This is a genomic window from Pseudomonas putida (genome assembly GCF_009883635.2).
Lineage (GTDB): Bacteria > Pseudomonadota > Gammaproteobacteria > Pseudomonadales > Pseudomonadaceae > Aquipseudomonas > Aquipseudomonas putida_W.
Genome location: NZ_CP026115.2, coordinates 3,827,864 through 3,846,990 on the forward strand (window position 1 = coordinate 3,827,864; position 19,127 = coordinate 3,846,990).

The following is a 19,127-nucleotide window of genomic DNA, read 5'->3' on the forward strand; positions in this document are numbered from 1 at the left end:
GTCAGGCTGCCTGGATGCCTGCCTGGTGCTGCTCGCGCTGTTGCAGATAATCCCTCAGCACCTGCTGTTCGGCTGCGCTGGTGAACAATCCCAGCTTGGTGCGGCGCCACAGGATATCGTCGGCGTCGCATGCCCATTCTTCGTTGCACAGGTAATCCACTTCGCGGCTGAACAAACCAGCGCCGATCGATTGGCCCAGGTCTTCGGGGCCGTGCACGCCATCAAGCAGTTGCCACACGCGGCTACCGTAAGTGGTTGCCCAACGTTTGGCGATATCGACCGGCAACCAGCCACAGCGCGCCAGGATGGCGTCGCTCAAGGCCTGGGCGGTAGTCATATTTTCGCCGCCCGGCAGCGGCGCGGCGGCGGTCCAGCTGCCGCGCATCTGGGGGAAGAACGGCTTGATTTCAGCCATGGCCGATTCGGCCAGCTTGCGGTAGGTGGTCAACTTGCCGCCGAACACCGACAGCAATGGCGCCTGGTTTTCGCCAGCCGACAACGCCAGGGTGTAGTCGCGGGTTACCGCCGAAGGGTTGTCCGACTCGTCGTTGCACAGCGGGCGCACACCAGAGTATGTATGCAGTATGTCGCTGCGGCTGAGCTGGTGGTTGAAGTGCCCGTTGACCACATTCAGCAGGTAGTCGGTTTCCTGTTCGGTGATTGCCACCTTGGCTGGGTCGCCGCTGTATTCACGGTCGGTGGTGCCGATCAGGGTGAAGCGATCCAGGTACGGAATGCAGAAGACGATGCGCTGGTCTTCGTTCTGCAGGATGTACGCGTGTTCGCCTTCGTACAGGCGCGGCACAATGATGTGGCTGCCCTGGATCAGGCGGATGCCGTAGGGCGCATCGAGCTTGAGGTCATCCTTGATGAAGCTGGCGACCCATGGGCCGGCAGCGTTGACCAGCGCGCGGGCGTGAATTGTCTGCAGCGTGCCGTCGGCATGCTGCAACTCGACCTGCCACACGTCATCGACGCGCTCGGCACGCAGGCAGCGGGTGTGAGTATGGATGTGCGCGCCGTGTTCTCGGGCGGCCATGGCGTTGAGCACCACCAGACGCGCATCGTCGACGGCGCAGTCAGCGTATTCGAAGCCGCGGGTAATTGCTGGCTTGAGCGGGTAGCCCTGGCCGAAGCGCAGGCTGCGCGAGGCGCCTAGGCGCTTGCGCTTACCCAGGTGGTCGTAGAGGAACAGGCCGGCGCGAATCATCCAGGCTGGGCGCAGGTGCGGGCGGTGCGGCAGCACGAAGCGCATTGGTTTGACGATGTGCGGCGCCTTTGCCAGCAGCACTTCGCGTTCTGCCAGCGCTTCGCGAACCAGGCGGAATTCGTAGTGCTCCAGGTAGCGCAGGCCACCGTGGATCAGCTTGCTGCTGGCCGACGAGGTGTGCTGGGCCAGGTCGTCCTTTTCGCAGAGGAATACCTTGAGGCCGCGCCCGGCGGCGTCTGCAGCGATGCCCACGCCATTGATGCCACCGCCGATCACGGCGAGGTCGTAGCAGTCGGCGACTGGGGGCTGGGACGAAACGGGCTGGGACACGGGCAAGGCCTCCTGAGGCTGTTCACATCGAATATGAACATTTATGTTCGTTTCCGAAAATACTAGCGCAACAGAAAGCCGGTCGCCAGTCAGTCTTTATAGAAAAAACTGATCAGATGACAATAAAGTGAACATTTACGAAAATGACGGGCCTGTTGAAGGCCCGTCGCGGGGTCAGACCACCTCGAGGCGGATCTTGTACTGGTTCAGCAGTTGGGTGAGGGCAGGGGTAGGTGCCTGGTCGGTCACCAGGCAGTCGACCAGGCTGATCGAGCCGAGGCGTACCATGGCGTTGCGCCCGAACTTGCTGGAATCGGCGGCAAGCACCACCTGGCGGGCGTTGGCAATGATCGCCTGGGAAACCCGCACCTCCTGATAATCGAAATCGAGCAGGCTGCCGTCTTCATCGATGCCGCTGATGCCGACCAGGGCGAAATCAACCTTGAACTGGTTGATGAAGTCGACGCTGGCCTGGCCGACCACACCGCCATCGCGGCGTACCGTGCCGCCGGCTACCAGGACCTCGAAGTCATCCTTGGCGGCCAGAATCGCAGCCACGTGAAGGTTGTTGGTGATGACTTTCAGGTGGTTATGGTTGAGCAAGGCCCGGGCAATCGATTCGGTGGTGGTGCCGATGTTGATGAACAACGAGGCATGGTCGGGGATTTGCCGCGCCACGGCTTCGGCAATGCGCTGCTTTTCGTCGCGCATCTGATCGGCGCGCATGGCATAGGCGGTGTTCTCGATGCTCGAATCATAGGCAGCACCGCCGTGGTAGCGGCGTAGCAGGTTGAGCTCGGCCAGCTGGTTGATGTCGCGGCGGATGGTTTGCGGTGTGACGACGAACAGCTGCGCCATTTCTTCGATACTGACGTAGCCGCGGTCGCGCACCAGTTCGAGGATTTGTTGTTGGCGTGGGGGCAGATTCATGGGCGGTCCTTTGGGGCTGCCGGACAAATTCTGCAATGATGCCGTAGGAAGGGGGCTACGGCCAGTAGACGATGGGGCCGCATCGCGGCCCCTTGTGTGTTACGCCTCGTGATCTTCCCAGTCACGGGTGCGATCGACGGCCTTCTTCCAGCCGGCATACAGTTTCTCTTTCTGCGCCTCATCCAGCTGTGGGCTGAACTCGCGCTCGATGATCGCCTTGTCGCGCAGCTCTTCGAGGCCACTCCAGAAGCCACAGGCCAGGCCTGCCAGGTAGGCGGCGCCGAGGGCGGTGGTCTCGCGCATTTTCGGGCGCTCAACGCAGGTGCCGAGGATGTCGGCCTGGAACTGCATGAGGAAGTTGTTGGCCACTGCACCGCCGTCAACGCGCAGCTCCGACAGACGTTCGCCGCAGTCCTGTTGCATGGCGTCGAGGACGTCGCGGGTCTGGTAGGCGATCGATTCCAGCGCGGCGCGAATGATGTGATCGACCTTCACGCCACGGGTCAGGCCGAACAGCGCGCCACGGGCATACGGGTCCCAGTACGGCGCCCCCAGGCCGGTGAAGGCGGGCACCAGATACACCCCGTTGCTGTCCTTGACCTTGCTGGCGAAGTACTCCGTATCCAGCGCATCGTTGACGATTTTCAGCTCGTCACGCAGCCACTGTACGGTGGAGCCACCGTTGAAGACCGCGCCTTCCAGGGCATAGGCCACCTCGCCGCGCGGGCCGCAGGCGATGGTGGTGAGCAGGCCGTGGGAGGACTTCACCGCCTTGTCGCCGGTGTTCATCAGCAGGAAGCAGCCGGTGCCGTAGGTGTTCTTGGCCTGGCCCGGTTCCACGCACATCTGGCCGAACAGCGCCGATTGCTGGTCGCCGGCGATGCCGGCGATGGCGATACCGCTCTTGGTATGGCCGTACACTTCCGACGACGAGCGCACTTCGGGCAGCATCTGCCGCGGGATGCCGAGGATTTCCAGCAGCTTGTCATCCCACTGCAGGCTGTGGATGTTGAACATCAGCGTGCGCGAGGCGTTGGTGTAGTCGGTGACATGCACCTTGCCGCCGGAGAACTTCCAGATCAGCCAGGTATCGATGGTGCCGAACAGCAGTTCGCCGCGCTCGGCGCGTTCACGGGCACCTTCGACATTGTCGAGGATCCACTTCAGCTTGGTGCCGGAGAAGTACGGGTCGGTTACCAGGCCTGTGGCTTCGCGGATGTAGTCTTCATGGCCATCACGCTTGAGCTGGGCGCAGATCTCGGTGCTGCGGCGGCACTGCCAGACGATGGCGTTGTACACCGGGCGGCCGGTTTCCTTGTCCCATACCACAGTGGTTTCACGCTGGTTGGTGATCCCCAGCGCGGCAACCTGCGCGTGGCTGATACCGGCCTGGGCCAGGGCCTCGACCATGGTCGCGCTCTGGGTGGCGAAGATCTCCATCGGGTCGTGCTCGACCCAGCCAGCTTGCGGGTAATGCTGGGCGAACTCGCGCTGTGAAGTGCCGACCACATTGGCATCGCGGTCGAAGATGATCGCCCGCGAGCTGGTGGTGCCCTGGTCCAGGGCGATGATGTAGTTCTTATCCTGGGTGTCTGTCATGGTCGTAGGCCTTGCATAAATAGGAATTCAGGGCGTCAGCATCAGTTTGCTTGAGTATCGCCCTGGCGATTGTCGGTTGTCTCGGCGCTTGCGCTGTGCGCCGTCGGCAGGTTGCGGGCGATCAGGCCGCGATAGGTCGCAGCCCCCAGGCAAGCGCCGAGGATCGGTGCGAACACCGGAACCAGGAAATACGGAACGTCCCGACCGCCAGTGAAGGCGATTTCGCCCCAGCCAGCCAGGAAGGTCATCAATTTGGGGCCGAAATCGCGGGCCGGGTTCATCGCAAAACCGGTCAGCGGGCCCATGGCACTGCCAATCACGGCGATCAGCAGGCCAATCAGCAGCGGGGCCATGGCGCCGCGCGGCAGGCCGTTGTTGTCATCGGTCAGGGCCATGATCACGGCCATCAGGATCGCGGTGATCACCACTTCAACCAGGAACGCCTGGCCAGTGGACAGTGACGGGTGCGGATACGTCGAGAATACCGAGGCCAGTTCCAGGCTTTCGGTGCTGCCACGCAGCATGGCATGCACCTGTTCGAAATCGAAGAACAGGTTGCTGTAGAGCGTGTAAACGAGTGCGGCGCCGCAGAATGCACCGCAGACCTGGGCGAGTGCATAGAACGGCAGCTTGCGCTTGTCGAAGCCGGCGAACAGGGTGAGCGCGATACTCACGGCCGGGTTCAGATGCGCGCCGGAAATGCCGGCAGTGAGGTAGATCGCCATGCTGACGCCGACACCCCAGATGATGCTGATTTCCCATAGGCCGAAGCTTGCGCCAGCGACCTTGAGCGCGGCGACGCAGCCGGTACCGAAGAAGATCAGCAAGGCGGTGCCGAGGAACTCGGCCAGGCATTGGCTGGAAAGTGTGGGTTCGCGTAGAGCAGTCGTCATGTATGACCTCGTTGTTTTTGTTGTGAGGCGCGAAGCGCTCGACAGCAAAGCCTGGTGTCTATCCCCATTGACCCCAGGCGGGTGTTAAGAAGTGCACCTTAAAAGGGCACCATTTATTCAGAAACGAAAAAATATAGACAAGAAACGCTGATGTCAAAGGTCGAAAGTGAACGGGTAGTCACGTTTTGGCCGCCTGTTTCAAAGGCTGATGCCCGTAGTAGAGGGCTGCGTCAGCCATTGGCTGGCTGGGATGTAGGATTTGCCCTAAAGTAGCCGCGACCTGTCCCAGACCGGAGCACTGCATGACCCCCGCACTCGACCTGTTGAAAAAAGCCCGCGCCGAACACCGCGTGCACAGCTATGAACATGACCCCAAGTCGGCGTCATATGGGCTGGAGGCGGCGGAAAAGCTCGGGCTCGAACCGCAGCAGGTGTTCAAGACCTTGCTGGCGAGCAGCGAGAAGGGCGAGTTGCTGGTGGCGGTGGTGCCAGTGGTAGGGACGCTGGACCTCAAGGCACTGGCCCATGCGGCTGGCGTGAAGAAGTGCGAAATGGCCGACCCGGCGGCGGCTCAGCGGGCGACGGGTTATCTGGTGGGCGGGATCAGCCCCTTGGGGCAGAAGAAGCGCCTGCGCACCTTCATCGATGACTCGGCGCAGAATTTTGCAACCATCCATGTCAGCGCCGGACGGCGGGGGCTGGAGGTCGAGTTGGCGGCGGCGGTACTGGCCGAGCATACCCAGGGCAAATTTGCCGGGATTGGTAGAGGCTGAGATTGCCGGGGCTGCTAAGCAGCCCCAAAATCTTGAATCAGGTCGCCGAGCTGTAGCGGCGAACCCCGTTCTCCTGGCGCGCCGACTGCGTCGCGACACTGCCCGGCACCGGGAACAGCACCAGATGGTCGGCCTTCACCGCAATCCCCACATCCTCACCCAGCTGGTGATCGATATGGCTCGGGAAGATCGCTTCGAGCTGGCTGCCAGTGGGCAACTGCAAACGGTACAGCGTCGATGCACCGAGGAAGCTCTTGCCGACGATGTTCGCCTGCAGCGCGCTGCCCTGCGCCGGCACGATGTCATCAGGGCGCAACAGCACATCTACCGAGCTGCCTGGCGCCATGGTGTAGGCACGGTTGCCACGCAGCTCGCCCAACTCGGTGTTGACCGCCTCATGGCTACTCATCTGGCCGCGGATGAAGTAACCCTGGCCGACGAAACTGGCTACGAACGGCGTCTGCGGTTCGTGGTACAGGTTGTAGGGCGTATCCCACTGCTCCAGCCGGCCCTCCTTGAACACACCCACATGGTCGCTGACGGCAAACGCCTCTTCCTGGTCATGGGTCACCAGGATCGCACTGGTGCCACGGCTCTTGAGAATGTCGCGCACTTCATGGCTAAGGCGCCGACGCAGTTCCACGTCGAGGTTGGAGAACGGCTCGTCGAGCAGCAGCAGTTGTGGTTCAGGTGCCAGCGCGCGCGCCAGGGCGACACGCTGTTGCTGGCCACCCGACAGCTCGTGCGGGTAGCGCCCGCCGAGGCCGCCAAGCTTGACCAGTTCGAGCATCTCCTCGATCACCTGGGCCTGGTTCGGGTGCTTGGCAATGCCGAAGGCGATGTTCTGCGCAACGGTCAGGTGCGGGAATAGGGCGTAGTCCTGGAACACCATGCCGATCCGGCGTTTCTCCGGGGCCAAGGTGAAGCCTGCGCGGGAGATGACCTCGCCGGCCAGCTGGATTTCACCTTCGTGCACCGGCTCGAAGCCGGCGATGGCGCGCAGGGTGGTGGTCTTGCCGCAACCCGACGAGCCCAGCAGGCAACCGATGTCGCCTGCGTTCAGGTGCAGGTTGAGGTTCTGGACGATGCGCTGATCGCCGTAGCCGCAGGCGAGGTTGCGCAGGTTGAGCAGTAAGGGTTGACTCATGCGTGGTGGTAAGCCGGTTCGACAAGGAATTCGAGAAGGGCCTTCTGTGCATGCAAGCGGTTTTCAGCCTGGTCCCAGGCGACCGAACGAGGGTCGTCGAGCAGGTCATGGCTGATTTCCTCGCCCCGGTGGGCGGGCAGGCAGTGCATGAACAGGGCGTCGGGTGCCGCCAGGTCGAGCAGTGCGCGGGTGACCTGGTAAGGCGCGAAATGCGCCAGGCGCCGTGCAGTTTCCTCTTCCTGACCCATGGAAGTCCAGACATCCGTGGTCACCAGGTGCGCACCGCGCACGGCTTCCTGCGGATCGCGGATGATCTGCACGTGGTCGCCGCCCAGGGCCATGAAGCGTGGATCGGGCTCATAGCCCTCAGGGCAGGCGATGCGCAGCTGGAAGTCGAACTGCTTGGCTGCTTCGATATACGAGTTGCACATGTTGAAGCCGTCGCCGATCCAGGCCACGGTCTTGCCCTGGATCGAGCCGCGGTGCTCGAGGAAGGTCTGCATGTCGGCCAGCAGCTGACATGGGTGCGATTCGTCGGACAGGGCGTTGATCACCGGCACGCGGGATTTGGCGGCAAATTCGGTCAGGGTGCTGTGGGCGTGGGTACGGATCATCACCACGTCGAGCATGCTCGACAGCACGATGGCGCTGTCACCGATCGGCTCGCCACGGCCCAGCTGGGTGTCCCGTGGCGAAAGGAAGATCGCCTGGCCACCGAGCTGGATCATGCCGGCTTCGAACGACACGCGGGTACGGGTCGAGGATTTCTCGAAGATCATGCCCAGCACGCGGTTCTTCAGGGGCTCGAACAGCACGCCTCGCTTGCGCAGGTCCTTCAGCTCGATGCCTCGGCGGATCACACCGAGCAATTCGTCGGTGGTGAAATCCAGCAGGGAGAGAAAGTGCCTAGCGCTCATGATTGACTACCTTATCTGCAACGGTATGCAGGTCGACCGTATGGTTTTTTTTGACAACGGGAGTGACCTGCGGCGTAAGCCGCACGGGGCGGACGAAATGGGGAAAGGCGCAATACTATAATTAAATGTCGCCTGAAACCAAGAGGGGAAACAGCAGCTCGTTCTTAAGATGTTGCAAAGGGTGTCGTATCCCTTGCGCCCGTGCTGTTTTTTATTTGCTACAGAAGGTTGTACACGGCTTGCTGCCAATTTGGCAAATGGCTGTCGCGAATCGTGCGCCTGATGTCGCGGGATTCACGCCGCGAAGCGCGCTGGCCGCGGCAAGTGCTGTGGCGCATAGTCATTGCGCGACGACTCCTTACGACAACAAGGCAGAGGCGGCCATGACCAAGACCCTGCATCACCGTGCCTGTCACCTGTGCGAAGCGATCTGCGGCCTGAACATAGAAGTCAACCACGAAGACGACGGGCGGGTGCTGATCAGCTCGATCAAGGGCGACCCTGATGACCCTTTCAGTCGGGGTCATATCTGCCCCAAGGCGGTGGCCCTGCAGGACATCCAGAACGACCCGGACCGCCTGCGCCAGCCCCACCGTCGGGTAGGGCGCGAGTGGCAACCGATCGGCTGGGACGAGGCTTTTGCCTTGGCTGCCGAAAAGCTGTGGGCGATTCAGCAGGCCTACGGGCGCAATGCCGTGGCGGTCTATCAAGGCAACCCCAGCGTGCACAACTATGGGTTGATGACCCACAGCAATTATTTCCTCGGCCTGCTCAAGACCCGAAACCGCTTCTCCGCCACCTCGGTCGACCAGTTGCCGCAGCACCTGACCAGCCACTTGATGTACGGCCACGGCCTGCTGTTGCCGATTCCGGATATCGACCACACCGACTTCATGTTGATCCTCGGCGGCAATCCGCTGGCCTCCAATGGCAGCATCATGACCGTACCCGACGTGGAAAAGCGCCTGAAAGCCCTGCGCGGGCGAGGGGGGCGCCTGGTGGTGGTCGACCCTCGCCGCAGTGAAACCGCCGCCATCGCCGACCAGCATCTGTTCATCCGGCCCGGTGGCGATGCAGCCTTGCTCTGTGGCCTGCTCAACACGCTGTTCGATGAAGATCTCGCGCGAGGTTCGCATTTGCCGGTCAGCGGCCTGCAGCAGGTGCGCGAAGCGATCTTGCCGTTCAGCGCAGAGGCGATGAGTGCACACTGCGGGATTGCCGCCACCCAGATACGCCAACTGGCGCGGGACTTTGCTGCTGCAGACAAGGCAGTCTGCTATGGGCGCATGGGGGTTTCGACCCAGACGTTCGGCACGCTGTGTCACTGGCTGGTGCAACTGATCAACCTGGTGACCGGCAACCTCGATCGAGAGGGTGGGGTGCTGTGTACCGAGCCTGCGGTCGATCTGGTGGCGACCACGTCAGGTGGCCATTTCAATGCCTGGCAGAGCCGGGTTTCGGGCTTGCCGGAGTACGCTGGCGAGCTGCCGGTGGCGGCCCTGGCCGAGGAGATGCTGACCCCGGGGGAGGGCCAGGTGCGCGCCCTGGTGACGGTTGCCGGCAACCCGGTGCTGTCCACGCCCAACGGCCGACAGCTGGATACGGCGCTGGATGGGCTGGAGTTCATGCTCAGTATCGACCTCTATATCAATGAAACCACCCGCCACGCCGACCTGATCCTGCCGTCGACCTCGGCGCTGGAGAACGACCATTACGACAGCACCTTCAACCTGTTGGCCGTGCGCAATGTGACCCGTTTCAATCACGCTATCCTGGCCAAGCCCGAAGGTGCATTGCATGATTGGGAGATCTTCGTCGGCCTGGCGCAGGCGTTCGCCAAGCGTGCCGAACTTGAGCTGAAACCGACCTGGTCGCCAGCGCAGATGATCGACTTGGCCCTGCGCAAAGGGCGTTACGGTGAAGCCAGTCCCTGGAAGCTCTCGCTGCAGGCGCTGGACGAGCACCCCCACGGGCTCGACCTGGGGCCGCTGCGCGCCAACCTGGCGACGCGCCTGGCAACCGCCAGCAAAACAGTCGAGACGGCGCCGCAGGTGTTGCTGGATGACCTGAAGCGGTTGGCCTTGCAGGCACCTCCTGCGCCGGGCGAGTTGCTGCTAGTCGGACGCCGTCACGTGCGCAGCAACAATTCGTGGATGCACAACTTCCATCGCCTGGTCAAAGGCAAGCCGCGCCACCAACTGCTGATGCACCCGCAGGACATGCACAACCGGCAATTACAGGATGGCCAGCAAGTGCGTATCCGTTCGCGTACCGGCACGCTGGAGGTCGAGGTGCAGGCCTGTGAAGACATGATGCCCGGGGTGGTCAGCCTGCCCCATGGCTTCGGCCATGGTCGCCAGGGTGTGCAACTGCAGGTTGCACAGGCACAGGCGGGTGTGAGCGCCAATGACCTCACGGATGAACGCCTGCGAGACGCTGTTTCGGGTAATGCTGCGCTCAATGGCGTGCCTGTGCAGGTCGAGGCCGCATGAGCAATGGTAAGGCCGAGCACGCTGCTCGGCTTTCCGATACAATGCGTCACCGTGCCGACAATCGCGTCGGAAAGTTCAGCTGAGGTGCTAGATGGATATCATCGATACGATCAAAGAGCAGATTGCCAACAACACCATTCTGCTTTACATGAAAGGCTCGCCGAATGCCCCACAGTGTGGGTTCTCGGCCAAGGCATCGCAGGCTGTGATGGGTTGCGGCGAGAAGTTCGCCTACGTCGACATCCTGCAGAACCCGGAAATCCGCGCCAACCTGCCAAAATACGCCAACTGGCCGACCTTCCCGCAACTGTGGGTAGCCGGCGAGCTGGTTGGCGGTAGCGACATCATGCTGGAAATGTTCGAGAAGGGTGAGCTGCAGACCCTGATCAAGGACGCCGCCGCCAAGGCCAAGGCTTCCGAAGCCTGATCATCAGGCAGCCATAAAAAAACCCGCTCAAGGCGGGTTTTTTTATGGGGCGAGAATCTTATTCTTCGCCCATCTGCGATTGCAGGTAGTTCTCGATGCCGATCTTGTCGATCAGGCCCAGTTGGGTTTCCAGCCAGTCGATGTGCTCTTCCTCGGACTCGAGGATGTCTTCGAGCATGTCACGCGAGCCGAAGTCGCCAGCAGTTTCGCAATGAGCGATGGCGGCTTTCAGGTCGACCAGGCCTTTCTGTTCGATCTTCAGGTCGCACTCGAGCATCTCTTTGGTGTGCTCACCAATCAGCAGCTTGCCCAGGTCCTGAACGTTGGGAATGCCTTCGAGGAAGAGAATACGCTTGATCAGCTTGTCAGCGTGCTTCATCTCGTCGATGGATTCTTTGTACTCGTGCTTGCCAAGCTTGTTCAGGCCCCAATCTTCGTACATGCGTGCGTGCAGGAAGTACTGGTTGATCGCGACCAGCTCGTTTCCGAGGATCTTGTTGAGATGCTGGATGACGCTTACGTCGCCTTTCATGACGGGTTCCTGCCCTGTAGAAGTGTGCCAATACAGGGAAGTTTGAGCCTGTAACTGTGGGCTGTCAAACCTAAGTGTTTGAATAATAAGTGAAAATTAATAGGAATAAGAATGTTTGTGAACCGCGTTGGAACGCTAACTTATTGATATTCAGGCATAAAAAAACCGGACACGAGGTCCGGTTCTTCGAATTCTGTAATATCAGGCAGCAGTAAATTCCACCGGATAGGGCAGGGCGGCGTGCTGGCTCACCTGCAATTCGGTGAGGGTCTCGCGGACCACCTGCTTGGCCAGGCAGGCACATTTGCCGCACTGGCTGGCGACGTTGGTCGCCGCTCGGACTTCCTTGTAACTGCAGCATCCTTCATAGATCGCATCGCGGATCTGTCCGTCGGTGACGCCGACACAAAGACACACATACATAAGGGCTGACCATCGCGGGTTGAGTCGATGGGTTGGAGCTTAATGTTAATGAGAATGCTTGTCAAAGGACTTTCTGGAAGGGCCGTACTTGAGCGACCGACGGTTGCATTCGGCCTGTCACCTCAAGCCGTGTATGATGGTCGGCCTTTGTTGGATGTCGGGCAAGCCCGCCTTGGCCCGGCAAACGGTTCTTCACCCTCATCAGGAGATTACAATGAGCGTACTCGTTGGCAAACAAGCCCCCGACTTCACCGTCCCAGCCGTCCTGGGCAATGGCGAAATCGTCGACAGCTTCAACCTGGCCTCGGCCATCAAGGGCAAGTACGGCCTGGTGTTCTTCTACCCACTGGACTTCACCTTCGTCTGCCCGTCCGAGCTGATTGCCCTGGACAACCGCATCCCTGACTTCCAGGCGCGCAACGTTGAAGTGATCGGCGTTTCGATCGACTCGCACTTCACCCACAACGCATGGCGTAACACTCCGGTCAACGCCGGCGGTATCGGCCAGGTCAAGTACACCCTGGCGGCCGACATCACCCACGAAATCTGCAAGGCCTACGACGTCGAGTCCGAAGGCGGCGTAGCCTTCCGTGGCGCCTTCCTGATCGACACCAACGGTGTTGTTCGTTCGCAGATCGTCAACGACCTGCCACTGGGCCGTAACATGGACGAGCTGCTGCGTCTGGTCGACGCCCTGCAATTCCACGAAGAGCACGGTGAAGTCTGCCCTGCCAACTGGAAGAAAGGCGATCAGGGCATGACCGCTTCGCCAGAAGGCGTTGCTGCTTACCTGAGCGAGAACGCTGGCAAGCTGTAATTGCCACGCGCATGAAAAAACCGGCCCATGTGGCCGGTTTTTTTGTGCCTGGATTCCGGGAGCGGATGACGCTCCCGGAATTTCGACTCAATCGTTGAAGTCGCGCCAGCCGCCCATTTCCTTCCAGCGGTTGACAATGCCGCAGAACAGCTCGGCCGTCTTCTCGGTGTCGTAACGCGCCGAGTGCGCCTCACGGCCGTCGAAGTCGATGTCGGCGCTCTGGCAGGCCCGCGCCAGCACGGTCTGGCCGTAGGCCAGGCCAGCCAGGGTCGCGGTGTCGAAGCTGGAGAACGGGTGGAACGGGTTTCGCTTGATGTCGTTACGCGCTACCGCCGCATTGAGGAAGCCCAAGTCGAAGCTGCTGTTGTGGCCGACCAGGATCGCCCGTTTGCAGCCGTTGGCCTTCAGCGCCTTGCGCACGCCGCGGAAGATGTCGGTGAGCGCGCTTTCCTCGCTCACCGCCATGCGCAGCGGGTGGTCCAGCTTGATGCCGGTGAACTCCAGCGCGGCCTGCTCGATGTTGGCCCCTTCGAACGGTTCTACCCGGAAGAAGTAGGTGTGCTCGGGGAACAGGAAGCCTTTCTCGTCCATGCCGATGGTCACTGCGGCAATTTCCAGCAGGGCATCGGTGGCGCTGTTGAAGCCGCCGGTCTCGACATCCACCACGACTGGCAGATAGCCACGGAAGCGCTCGGCCATCGGGTGGCGCGAACCGCTGCTACCCTGACCGTCCTGGTCGTCTTCGTAGAGGTCTTCGCTCACGCGTTGTCCTCCAGCAGGCGCCAGCGCAGTTTCTCACCGGCACGCAGCGGGATCACGGTCTGCTCGCCAAACGGCAGGCTGTCCGGGGCGGTCCACTCATCGCGGACCAGGGTGATGGTGTCGGTGTTCGCCGGCAGGCCATAGAAGGCCGGGCCGTGCAGGCTGGCGAAGCCTTCCAGTTTGTCCAGTGCATTGCGCTGTTCGAACGCCTCGGCGTACATCTCGATCGCCGCATAGGCGGTATAGCAGCCGGCGCAACCGCAGGCGGCTTCCTTTGCGTGACGGGCGTGCGGTGCCGAGTCGGTGCCGAGGAAGAACTTCGGGTTGCCGCTGGTGGCCGCGTCCAGCAGCGCCACCTGGTGGGTGTTGCGCTTGAGGATCGGCAGGCAATAGAAGTGCGGGCGGATACCGCCGACCAGCATGTGGTTGCGGTTGTACAGCAGGTGCTGGGCAGTGATGGTCGCACCGACGTTGGCCGGGGCTTCGGTGACGAACTGCGCGGCGTCGCCCGTGGTGATGTGCTCGAACACCACTTTCAGGGTCGGGAAGCGTTCGACCAGGCGACGCATGTGCTCGTCGATGAAACGCTTCTCGCGGTCGAACACGTCGATCTCGCTGCGAGTCACTTCACCGTGCACCAGCAATGGCATGCCCACTTCCGCCAGCGCCTCGATGGCCGGGAAGATGTTGTCGATGCTGGTCACGCCCGAATCGGAGTTGGTCGTCGCGCCAGCCGGGTAAAGTTTCGCGGCGTAGACGATACCGCTGGCCTTGGCCGCGCGGATGTCCTCGGGGCTGGTGCGGTCGGTGAGGTACAGCACCATCAGCGGTTCAAAGCGGCTGCCAGCCGGGCGGGCGGCAAGGATGCGCTCGCGGTAGGCGCCAGCTTCGACGGCATTGCGCACCGGCGGAACCAGGTTAGGCATGATGATGGCACGGGCGAAAGTACGCGCCACATCGCCAACGGTATGGGGCAGGACGGCACCATCGCGCAGATGGATGTGCCAGTCGTCGGGACGCAGGAGGGTCAGGCGATCGGACATTGGGGATTCCAGGCGGGTCGAACTCAGGCCCCAATGCTACCGGAAAACCCCGTTCCGAGCACGGCTATCAAGTTTTCCGGCAAGCGTCCGATAGCCTGCCTGTAAGCCGTCAGAATTTGTGGAGCCGCCCGTGCGCCAGCGTTATCTAGCCCTGTTGACCCTTGTCGCCAGCCTGCCGGCCGGCGCACTGACCTTCCAGACCCGCATGGAGAATGTCGCCTGGAAAGTCGAGGGTGACCAGTTCGAATGCCGCCTGATCCAGCCGATCGACGGTTTCGGCAGTGGCGAGTTCGTGCGCAAGGCCGGTGAGCAGCCGGTGTTCCAGCTGCGTTCGCACAGCAATGTGCTGGGCGCAGGTTCCGCGACCTTGCTGGCAGCCGCTGCCCCTTGGCAGCCAGGCCGTGGTGACGTGAATCTCGGCGCCGTGCGCATGGCCCGTAGCGGCGTATTGTTCAGCTCGTCGCAGAGCCAGGCCAGTCGCCTGATCAACGGCCTGCTCGATGGCCGCAGCACGGTGGTGCGCAGCTATACCGGCGAAGGCGGGCGGGTGATGGAGGTACGCGTGTTGCCGGTCAGCTTCGCCAAGGCGTATGGCGACTATCAGGCCTGTGCCAGCAAGATGCTGCCGATGAACTATGACCAGGTGCGCCAGACCCAGGTTGGCTTCCCAGGTGGTGGCTTCGATCTCGATGCCGACGCCCGTGCGCGGCTGGATGTGATCCTCGATTACCTCAAGGCCGACCCGACGGTGAACCACATCGAACTCAATGGCCATTCCGATAACAGTGGTAACCGCCTGACCAATCGCGACACTTCGCGGCGTCGGGCCTTGGCCGTTGCCGACTACTTCAAGGCCCATGGTGTGCCGGAAGAGCAAATCGTCGTGCGCTTCCATGGTGAGCGCTATCCGTTGGTGAAGAACAACAGCCCGGCCAATCGGGCGCGCAACCGCCGGGTAAACATCGAACTGGATCGGGTGGCCCAGGTGGAGAAGCCGGCGGTACAGCCGGTTCAGCAACCGGCAGCGGTAGCGCCTGCTCCGGTTGCACCGGGAACGAAGGCACCTTGACCGTATTTCCTTGCCACCCCGCGTCGCGCCGCTGACAGTTCCTGTCGCTTTGTCGTCAGAAGCTGTCGCCCCACTGTAAATTTATCCGCAACGCCGGTAGAATCGATCCCTTTCCGTACAACCCCGTGGAGTGATGGCATGGCGGACGTAAAAAAGGTCGTACTGGCGTATTCCGGCGGCCTTGATACTTCGGTGATTCTCAAGTGGCTGCAGGATACCTACAACTGCGAAGTGGTGACTTTCACCGCTGACCTGGGTCAGGGCGAAGAAGTCGAGCCGGCTCGCGCCAAAGCTCAGGCGATGGGCGTAAAAGAGATCTACATCGACGACCTGCGCGAAGAGTTCGTGCGTGATTTCGTCTTCCCGATGTTCCGCGCCAACACCGTCTACGAAGGCGAGTACCTGCTAGGTACCTCCATCGCCCGCCCGCTGATTGCCAAGCGCCTGATCGAAATCGCCAACGAAACCGGCGCCGACGCCATTTCCCACGGTGCTACCGGCAAGGGTAACGACCAGGTTCGTTTCGAGCTGGGTGCCTACGCCCTCAAGCCAGGCGTCAAGGTCATCGCCCCATGGCGCGAGTGGGACCTGCTGTCCCGCGAGAAGCTGATGGACTACGCCGAGAAGCACGGTATCCCGATCGAGCGCCACGGCAAGAAGAAGTCGCCGTACTCGATGGACGCTAACCTGTTGCACATCTCCTACGAAGGCGGTGTCCTGGAAGATACCTGGACCGAGCACGAAGAAGACATGTGGCGCTGGAGCGTCTCGCCAGAAAACGCCCCGGACCAGGCTACCTACATCGAGCTGACCTACCGCAATGGTGACATCGTCGCCATCGACGGCGTCGACATGACCCCGGCCACCGTGCTTGCCGAGCTGAACCGCATCGGCGGCGCCAACGGTATCGGCCGTCTGGACATCGTCGAGAACCGTTACGTGGGCATGAAGTCCCGCGGCTGCTACGAAACCCCTGGCGGCACCATCATGCTCAAGGCCCACCGTGCCATCGAGTCGATCACCCTGGACCGCGAAGTCGCTCACCTGAAAGACGAGCTGATGCCGAAGTACGCCAGCCTGATCTACACCGGCTACTGGTGGAGCCCGGAGCGTCTGATGCTGCAGAAGATGATCGACGCTTCGCAGGTCAACGTTAACGGCGTTGTGCGACTGAAGCTGTACAAGGGCAACGTCATCGTGGTTGGCCGCAAGTCGGACGACTCGCTGTTCGATGCCAACATCGCGACCTTCGAAGAAGACGGCGGCGCCTACAACCAGGCCGATGCTGCTGGCTTCATCAAGCTCAACGCGCTGCGCATGCGTATCGCTGCCAACAAAGGCCGCGGGATGCTCTGAGCATCTGGCTGAAGTGGCATAAATAAACCCGGCTCTGGCCGGGTTTTTTTTGCCTGCTGGACGGTGGTCTGATCAATGTCCATGGGCTAAATCCTCGGGCAAGCGGGTGGTCGAAAGAACAACGCACTGATGGAGTTCGATATTGCACATTCGCCACTGCCTGTTTTCGACATGGGGTTGGCTAATGGCTTGCACGATTTGTTGTTGTATCAGTTTCTGCGCGTCAGGGCCGGAAAACATCATGGTTATAGTTTCTTGCGTGTCGGGAGGCGTCGCTTGCTCAGGGATGCTCTTCTGCTCGGCAGGGTCAGGTTTGTAAAAGGATTTGTAGTTGAAATTCAGGGTGAGAAAGAACAGGGCTGTGAGGAAGAATGGAAACCCTACAAGGAACCAAGTGTAGTACGTCTGACTTTTTTCGCTGAGGAAAGGCAAGGTTGCCAAGGCAGAAGCTTCGATGATGCCAGCGAAGATGGCGATTATGGTCAGTGGAGCCACAGGTTGGTTACCGTTCATGATTATTGCCTCCGGCATGTTTTTCATATCAATAACCTACTGACTGTCTCAACTAAATTGTGGACTTTTTCCGGGGTAGGGGAATTCTCAGCGGGGTGAGTGAATTGATCACGGTTTGACTTGCGTGTTCGTGAGCACATTCTTGAGAAAACGATAAATTTTTCTTGTAGGAAAATTCCCAAACAGACGTAAGGTTCATCTATTCGGCTATTTGTACGGGGAGTTGACGCGCCATTGAGCGTTCTGCTCGGTTATGGTGAGGCAGTCGTCAAAGCAAAATAACGAATGATGGATATCGCATGAATAAAGTCCTTATCGTGGATGATCATCCGGTCATACGCTTGGCAGTGCGCATGCTGATGGAACGGCATGGGTACGATGTTGTTGCAGAAGCCGATAACGGCATAGCGGCCTTGCAGCTCACTCGCGAACACCTTCCCGATATTGTCGTACTCGATATCGGCATCCCCAAGCTCGACGGGTTGGAGGTCATCGCCCGAATGGCCGCAGCCAGCCCTGGCAGCCGTGTCCTGGTGCTGACTTCCCAGTCGCCCGGGCATTTTTCCATGCGCTGCATGCAGGCGGGGGCTTCTGGCTATGTGTGCAAGCAGCAGGAACTCACCGAACTGCTCAGTGCCATCAAGGCTGTGCTCTCTGGCTACAGTTACTTCCCGAATCAGGCCTTGCACAAGTCCCATGGCCGGGTGGGAGGCGCCAGCGAGGCTGAAATGGTGGATCGCCTGTCGGCAAGGGAGATGATGGTGCTGCAGCAGCTTGCACGCGGGCGTTCCAACAAGGAGATTGCCGACAGCATGTTCCTCAGCAACAAGACGGTCAGCACATACAAGACCCGCCTGTTGCTGAAACTGAATGCCCACTCACTGGTGGACCTGATCGAGTTGGCCCGGCGTCATGGTCTGAACTGAGCCCAGCACGCACAAAGCCTCCGTGAAGGAGGCTTTGTGCCAGGCTACAGGTCGTAGTCGAAATCAGCGAGTTGCCGTTGCAGGCGTCGTTCTTCGAGGAGGTTGTCAATGGTACGACGCTTGCTCAGGTTGGTCTTCGCGGTTTCTACCTGAGGCTCCGCTTCGTCGTCAGCGGTGGCAAAGTCATCTTCGATCGACAGGTCGTCTTTATCGGTACTCATGAGTCGCTCCAAGCCAAAGGGCCATTGGCCGTCCTTATAGCGAGAAAGCGAAGTCCGGTAAAAAAGATTTTTTCAATCACGATGCAGCTGTTTTTGCTATTGGCTCAATCGTCGGAGGTCTTGTGCTTGTATTCGCACAGATCTTCAATGCGGCAGCTACCGCAACGGGGCTTGCGTGCCTGGCATACGTAGCGGCCATGAAGGATGAGCCAATGGTGAGCGTCGAGCAAGTAATCCTTGGGGACGAACTTGACCAGTTTCTTCTCGACTTCGAGCACGGTCTTGCCAGGCGCGATGCCGGTGCGGTTGCTGACCCGGAAGATGTGCGTGTCCACGGCCATGGTCGGTTGGCGGAAGGCAGTGTTGAGCACCACGTTGGCCGTCTTGCGGCCAACGCCCGGCAGCGCTTCCAGTGCTTCTCGGGTCTGCGGCACTTCGCCGTCATGGCGCTCGATCAACAGACGGCACGCCTCGATGACGTTCTTGGCCTTGCTGTTGTAGAGGCCGATGGTCTTGATGTATTCGCTCAGGCCCTCGACACCGAGAGCATAGATGGCCTGCGGTGTATTGGCGACCGGGAACAGGCGCGCCGTGGCCTTGTTGACGCCGACATCGGTGGATTGCGCGGAAAGCGTCACGGCAACCAGGAGCTCGAATGGGGTGGTGTAAGCCAGTTCCGTTTTCGGGTCGGGATTGTCTTCGTGCAGCCTGCGAAAGATCTCCAGGCGTTTGGCGGCATTCATGGGT

At 60.8% G+C, this 19,127-nt stretch carries 20 protein-coding genes; 7 read left to right on the plus strand and 13 right to left on the minus strand.

Annotation, left to right across the window (positions count from 1 at the left end; all coding sequences use genetic code 11):
• Window position 1: 1 nt before the first annotated feature.
• The 4 genes from glpD to C2H86_RS17475 all read right to left on the minus strand — a co-directional run bounded on the left by glpD (window position 2) and on the right by C2H86_RS17475 (window position 4,962).
• The gene (glpD, locus tag C2H86_RS17460) at window positions 2-1,540 is read right to left on the minus strand and encodes a glycerol-3-phosphate dehydrogenase (RefSeq protein ID WP_159409113.1); all 1,539 of its coding nucleotides are present in this window, start codon (window positions 1,538-1,540) and stop codon (window positions 2-4) included.
• A gap of 174 nt (window positions 1,541-1,714) precedes the next feature.
• Entirely contained in the window at window positions 1,715-2,470 is a 756-nt protein-coding gene (gene glpR, locus C2H86_RS17465; RefSeq protein WP_110636225.1) for a DNA-binding transcriptional repressor GlpR, read from the minus strand.
• Between the two features lie 99 nt (window positions 2,471-2,569).
• Window positions 2,570-4,069, minus strand: a complete 1,500-nt coding sequence (gene glpK, locus C2H86_RS17470; RefSeq protein ID WP_159409114.1) for a glycerol kinase GlpK — start codon at window positions 4,067-4,069, stop codon at window positions 2,570-2,572.
• Between the two features lie 41 nt (window positions 4,070-4,110).
• Window positions 4,111-4,962 (minus strand): MIP/aquaporin family protein, encoded by an 852-nt coding sequence (locus tag C2H86_RS17475; RefSeq protein WP_159409115.1) that lies wholly within the window; start codon window positions 4,960-4,962, stop codon window positions 4,111-4,113.
• Between the two features lie 302 nt (window positions 4,963-5,264).
• Between C2H86_RS17475 and ybaK the strand changes: the two genes are divergently transcribed.
• The gene (ybaK, locus tag C2H86_RS17480; RefSeq protein WP_159409116.1) at window positions 5,265-5,735 is read left to right on the plus strand and encodes a Cys-tRNA(Pro) deacylase; all 471 of its coding nucleotides are present in this window, start codon (window positions 5,265-5,267) and stop codon (window positions 5,733-5,735) included.
• A gap of 37 nt (window positions 5,736-5,772) precedes the next feature.
• Here ybaK and C2H86_RS17485 read toward each other — a convergent pair whose 3' ends face one another.
• Window positions 5,773-6,882, minus strand: a complete 1,110-nt coding sequence (locus C2H86_RS17485) for an ABC transporter ATP-binding protein (protein ID WP_159409117.1) — start codon at window positions 6,880-6,882, stop codon at window positions 5,773-5,775.
• Window positions 6,879-7,799 (minus strand): ornithine carbamoyltransferase, encoded by a 921-nt coding sequence (gene argF / locus C2H86_RS17490; protein WP_060512706.1) that lies wholly within the window; start codon window positions 7,797-7,799, stop codon window positions 6,879-6,881. Before argF ends, C2H86_RS17485 begins: the two co-directional genes overlap by 4 nt.
• Window positions 7,800-8,182: 383 nt before the next feature.
• Between argF and C2H86_RS17495 the strand changes: the two genes are divergently transcribed.
• A complete protein-coding gene (locus tag C2H86_RS17495; RefSeq protein ID WP_159409118.1) occupies window positions 8,183-10,291 on the plus strand; it encodes a molybdopterin oxidoreductase family protein in 2,109 nt (702 codons plus the stop codon).
• A 91-nt stretch (window positions 10,292-10,382) separates the two neighbouring features.
• Window positions 10,383-10,718 carry a Grx4 family monothiol glutaredoxin gene (gene grxD, locus C2H86_RS17500; protein WP_103449407.1) on the plus strand — a complete coding sequence of 112 codons (336 nt, stop codon included), beginning with the start codon at window positions 10,383-10,385 and terminating at the stop codon, window positions 10,716-10,718.
• A 58-nt stretch (window positions 10,719-10,776) separates the two neighbouring features.
• Here grxD and bfr read toward each other — a convergent pair whose 3' ends face one another.
• Together bfr and C2H86_RS17510 are read right to left on the minus strand one after the other, a co-directional pair.
• Window positions 10,777-11,250, minus strand: a complete 474-nt coding sequence (gene bfr, locus C2H86_RS17505) for a bacterioferritin (protein ID WP_003258014.1) — start codon at window positions 11,248-11,250, stop codon at window positions 10,777-10,779.
• 201 nt (window positions 11,251-11,451) lie between these two features.
• Window positions 11,452-11,673 (minus strand): bacterioferritin-associated ferredoxin, encoded by a 222-nt coding sequence (locus C2H86_RS17510; protein WP_027918972.1) that lies wholly within the window; start codon window positions 11,671-11,673, stop codon window positions 11,452-11,454.
• Between the two features lie 214 nt (window positions 11,674-11,887).
• On the opposite strand from C2H86_RS17510, the gene C2H86_RS17515 reads away from it, so the two are divergent.
• Entirely contained in the window at window positions 11,888-12,490 is a 603-nt protein-coding gene (locus C2H86_RS17515; protein ID WP_027918971.1) for a peroxiredoxin, read from the plus strand.
• A gap of 87 nt (window positions 12,491-12,577) precedes the next feature.
• On the opposite strand, the gene rnt is transcribed toward C2H86_RS17515, so the two are convergent.
• Entirely contained in the window at window positions 12,578-13,189 is a 612-nt protein-coding gene (rnt, locus tag C2H86_RS17520; protein WP_430738591.1) for a ribonuclease T, read from the minus strand.
• 59 nt (window positions 13,190-13,248) lie between these two features.
• Complete coding sequence (pyrC, locus tag C2H86_RS17525) at window positions 13,249-14,295, minus strand: dihydroorotase (RefSeq protein ID WP_159409120.1); 1,047 nt, start codon at window positions 14,293-14,295, stop codon at window positions 13,249-13,251.
• A gap of 130 nt (window positions 14,296-14,425) precedes the next feature.
• Between pyrC and C2H86_RS17530 the strand changes: the two genes are divergently transcribed.
• Both C2H86_RS17530 and C2H86_RS17535 read left to right on the plus strand, forming a co-directional pair.
• Window positions 14,426-15,364, plus strand: coding sequence for a flagellar protein MotY (locus tag C2H86_RS17530; RefSeq protein ID WP_159409121.1), 939 nt, complete (start codon window positions 14,426-14,428; stop codon window positions 15,362-15,364).
• Between the two features lie 138 nt (window positions 15,365-15,502).
• Entirely contained in the window at window positions 15,503-16,720 is a 1,218-nt protein-coding gene (locus C2H86_RS17535; RefSeq protein WP_054885859.1) for an argininosuccinate synthase, read from the plus strand.
• A 72-nt stretch (window positions 16,721-16,792) separates the two neighbouring features.
• Here C2H86_RS17535 and C2H86_RS17540 read toward each other — a convergent pair whose 3' ends face one another.
• A complete protein-coding gene (locus C2H86_RS17540; protein ID WP_159409122.1) occupies window positions 16,793-17,233 on the minus strand; it encodes a hypothetical protein in 441 nt (146 codons plus the stop codon).
• Between the two features lie 299 nt (window positions 17,234-17,532).
• Between C2H86_RS17540 and C2H86_RS17545 the strand changes: the two genes are divergently transcribed.
• Entirely contained in the window at window positions 17,533-18,159 is a 627-nt protein-coding gene (locus tag C2H86_RS17545) for a response regulator transcription factor (RefSeq protein ID WP_159409123.1), read from the plus strand.
• A gap of 44 nt (window positions 18,160-18,203) precedes the next feature.
• Here the strand turns inward: C2H86_RS17545 and C2H86_RS28195 are convergent, their stop codons facing one another.
• Together C2H86_RS28195 and nth are read right to left on the minus strand one after the other, a co-directional pair.
• Window positions 18,204-18,380, minus strand: a complete 177-nt coding sequence (locus C2H86_RS28195; RefSeq protein ID WP_027918964.1) for a PA3496 family putative envelope integrity protein — start codon at window positions 18,378-18,380, stop codon at window positions 18,204-18,206.
• 104 nt (window positions 18,381-18,484) lie between these two features.
• Window positions 18,485-19,123, minus strand: coding sequence for an endonuclease III (gene nth, locus C2H86_RS17550; protein WP_159409124.1), 639 nt, complete (start codon window positions 19,121-19,123; stop codon window positions 18,485-18,487).
• Window positions 19,124-19,127 lie beyond the last annotated feature (4 nt).

What these genes read in the sequence shown, in the direction of transcription:
- glpR (WP_110636225.1), bottom strand. Translation starts at nt 2,470, where the DNA reads ATGAATCTGCCCCCACGCCAACAACAAATCCTCGAACTGGTGCGCGAC.
- glpK (WP_159409114.1), bottom strand. Translation starts at nt 4,069, where the DNA reads ATGACAGACACCCAGGATAAGAACTACATCATCGCCCTGGACCAGGGC.
- C2H86_RS17475 (WP_159409115.1), bottom strand. Translation starts at nt 4,962, where the DNA reads ATGACGACTGCTCTACGCGAACCCACACTTTCCAGCCAATGCCTGGCC.
- ybaK (WP_159409116.1), top strand. Translation starts at nt 5,265, where the DNA reads ATGACCCCCGCACTCGACCTGTTGAAAAAAGCCCGCGCCGAACACCGC.
- C2H86_RS17485 (WP_159409117.1), bottom strand. Translation starts at nt 6,882, where the DNA reads ATGAGTCAACCCTTACTGCTCAACCTGCGCAACCTCGCCTGCGGCTAC.
- argF (WP_060512706.1), bottom strand. Translation starts at nt 7,799, where the DNA reads ATGAGCGCTAGGCACTTTCTCTCCCTGCTGGATTTCACCACCGACGAA.
- C2H86_RS17495 (WP_159409118.1), top strand. Translation starts at nt 8,183, where the DNA reads ATGACCAAGACCCTGCATCACCGTGCCTGTCACCTGTGCGAAGCGATC.
- grxD (WP_103449407.1), top strand. Translation starts at nt 10,383, where the DNA reads ATGGATATCATCGATACGATCAAAGAGCAGATTGCCAACAACACCATT.
- bfr (WP_003258014.1), bottom strand. Translation starts at nt 11,250, where the DNA reads ATGAAAGGCGACGTAAGCGTCATCCAGCATCTCAACAAGATCCTCGGA.
- C2H86_RS17510 (WP_027918972.1), bottom strand. Translation starts at nt 11,673, where the DNA reads ATGTATGTGTGTCTTTGTGTCGGCGTCACCGACGGACAGATCCGCGAT.
- C2H86_RS17515 (WP_027918971.1), top strand. Translation starts at nt 11,888, where the DNA reads ATGAGCGTACTCGTTGGCAAACAAGCCCCCGACTTCACCGTCCCAGCC.
- rnt (WP_430738591.1), bottom strand. Translation starts at nt 13,189, where the DNA reads ATGGCCGAGCGCTTCCGTGGCTATCTGCCAGTCGTGGTGGATGTCGAG.
- pyrC (WP_159409120.1), bottom strand. Translation starts at nt 14,295, where the DNA reads ATGTCCGATCGCCTGACCCTCCTGCGTCCCGACGACTGGCACATCCAT.
- C2H86_RS17535 (WP_054885859.1), top strand. Translation starts at nt 15,503, where the DNA reads ATGGCGGACGTAAAAAAGGTCGTACTGGCGTATTCCGGCGGCCTTGAT.
- C2H86_RS17540 (WP_159409122.1), bottom strand. Translation starts at nt 17,233, where the DNA reads ATGAACGGTAACCAACCTGTGGCTCCACTGACCATAATCGCCATCTTC.
- C2H86_RS17545 (WP_159409123.1), top strand. Translation starts at nt 17,533, where the DNA reads ATGAATAAAGTCCTTATCGTGGATGATCATCCGGTCATACGCTTGGCA.
- C2H86_RS28195 (WP_027918964.1), bottom strand. Translation starts at nt 18,380, where the DNA reads ATGAGTACCGATAAAGACGACCTGTCGATCGAAGATGACTTTGCCACC.
- nth (WP_159409124.1), bottom strand. Translation starts at nt 19,123, where the DNA reads ATGAATGCCGCCAAACGCCTGGAGATCTTTCGCAGGCTGCACGAAGAC.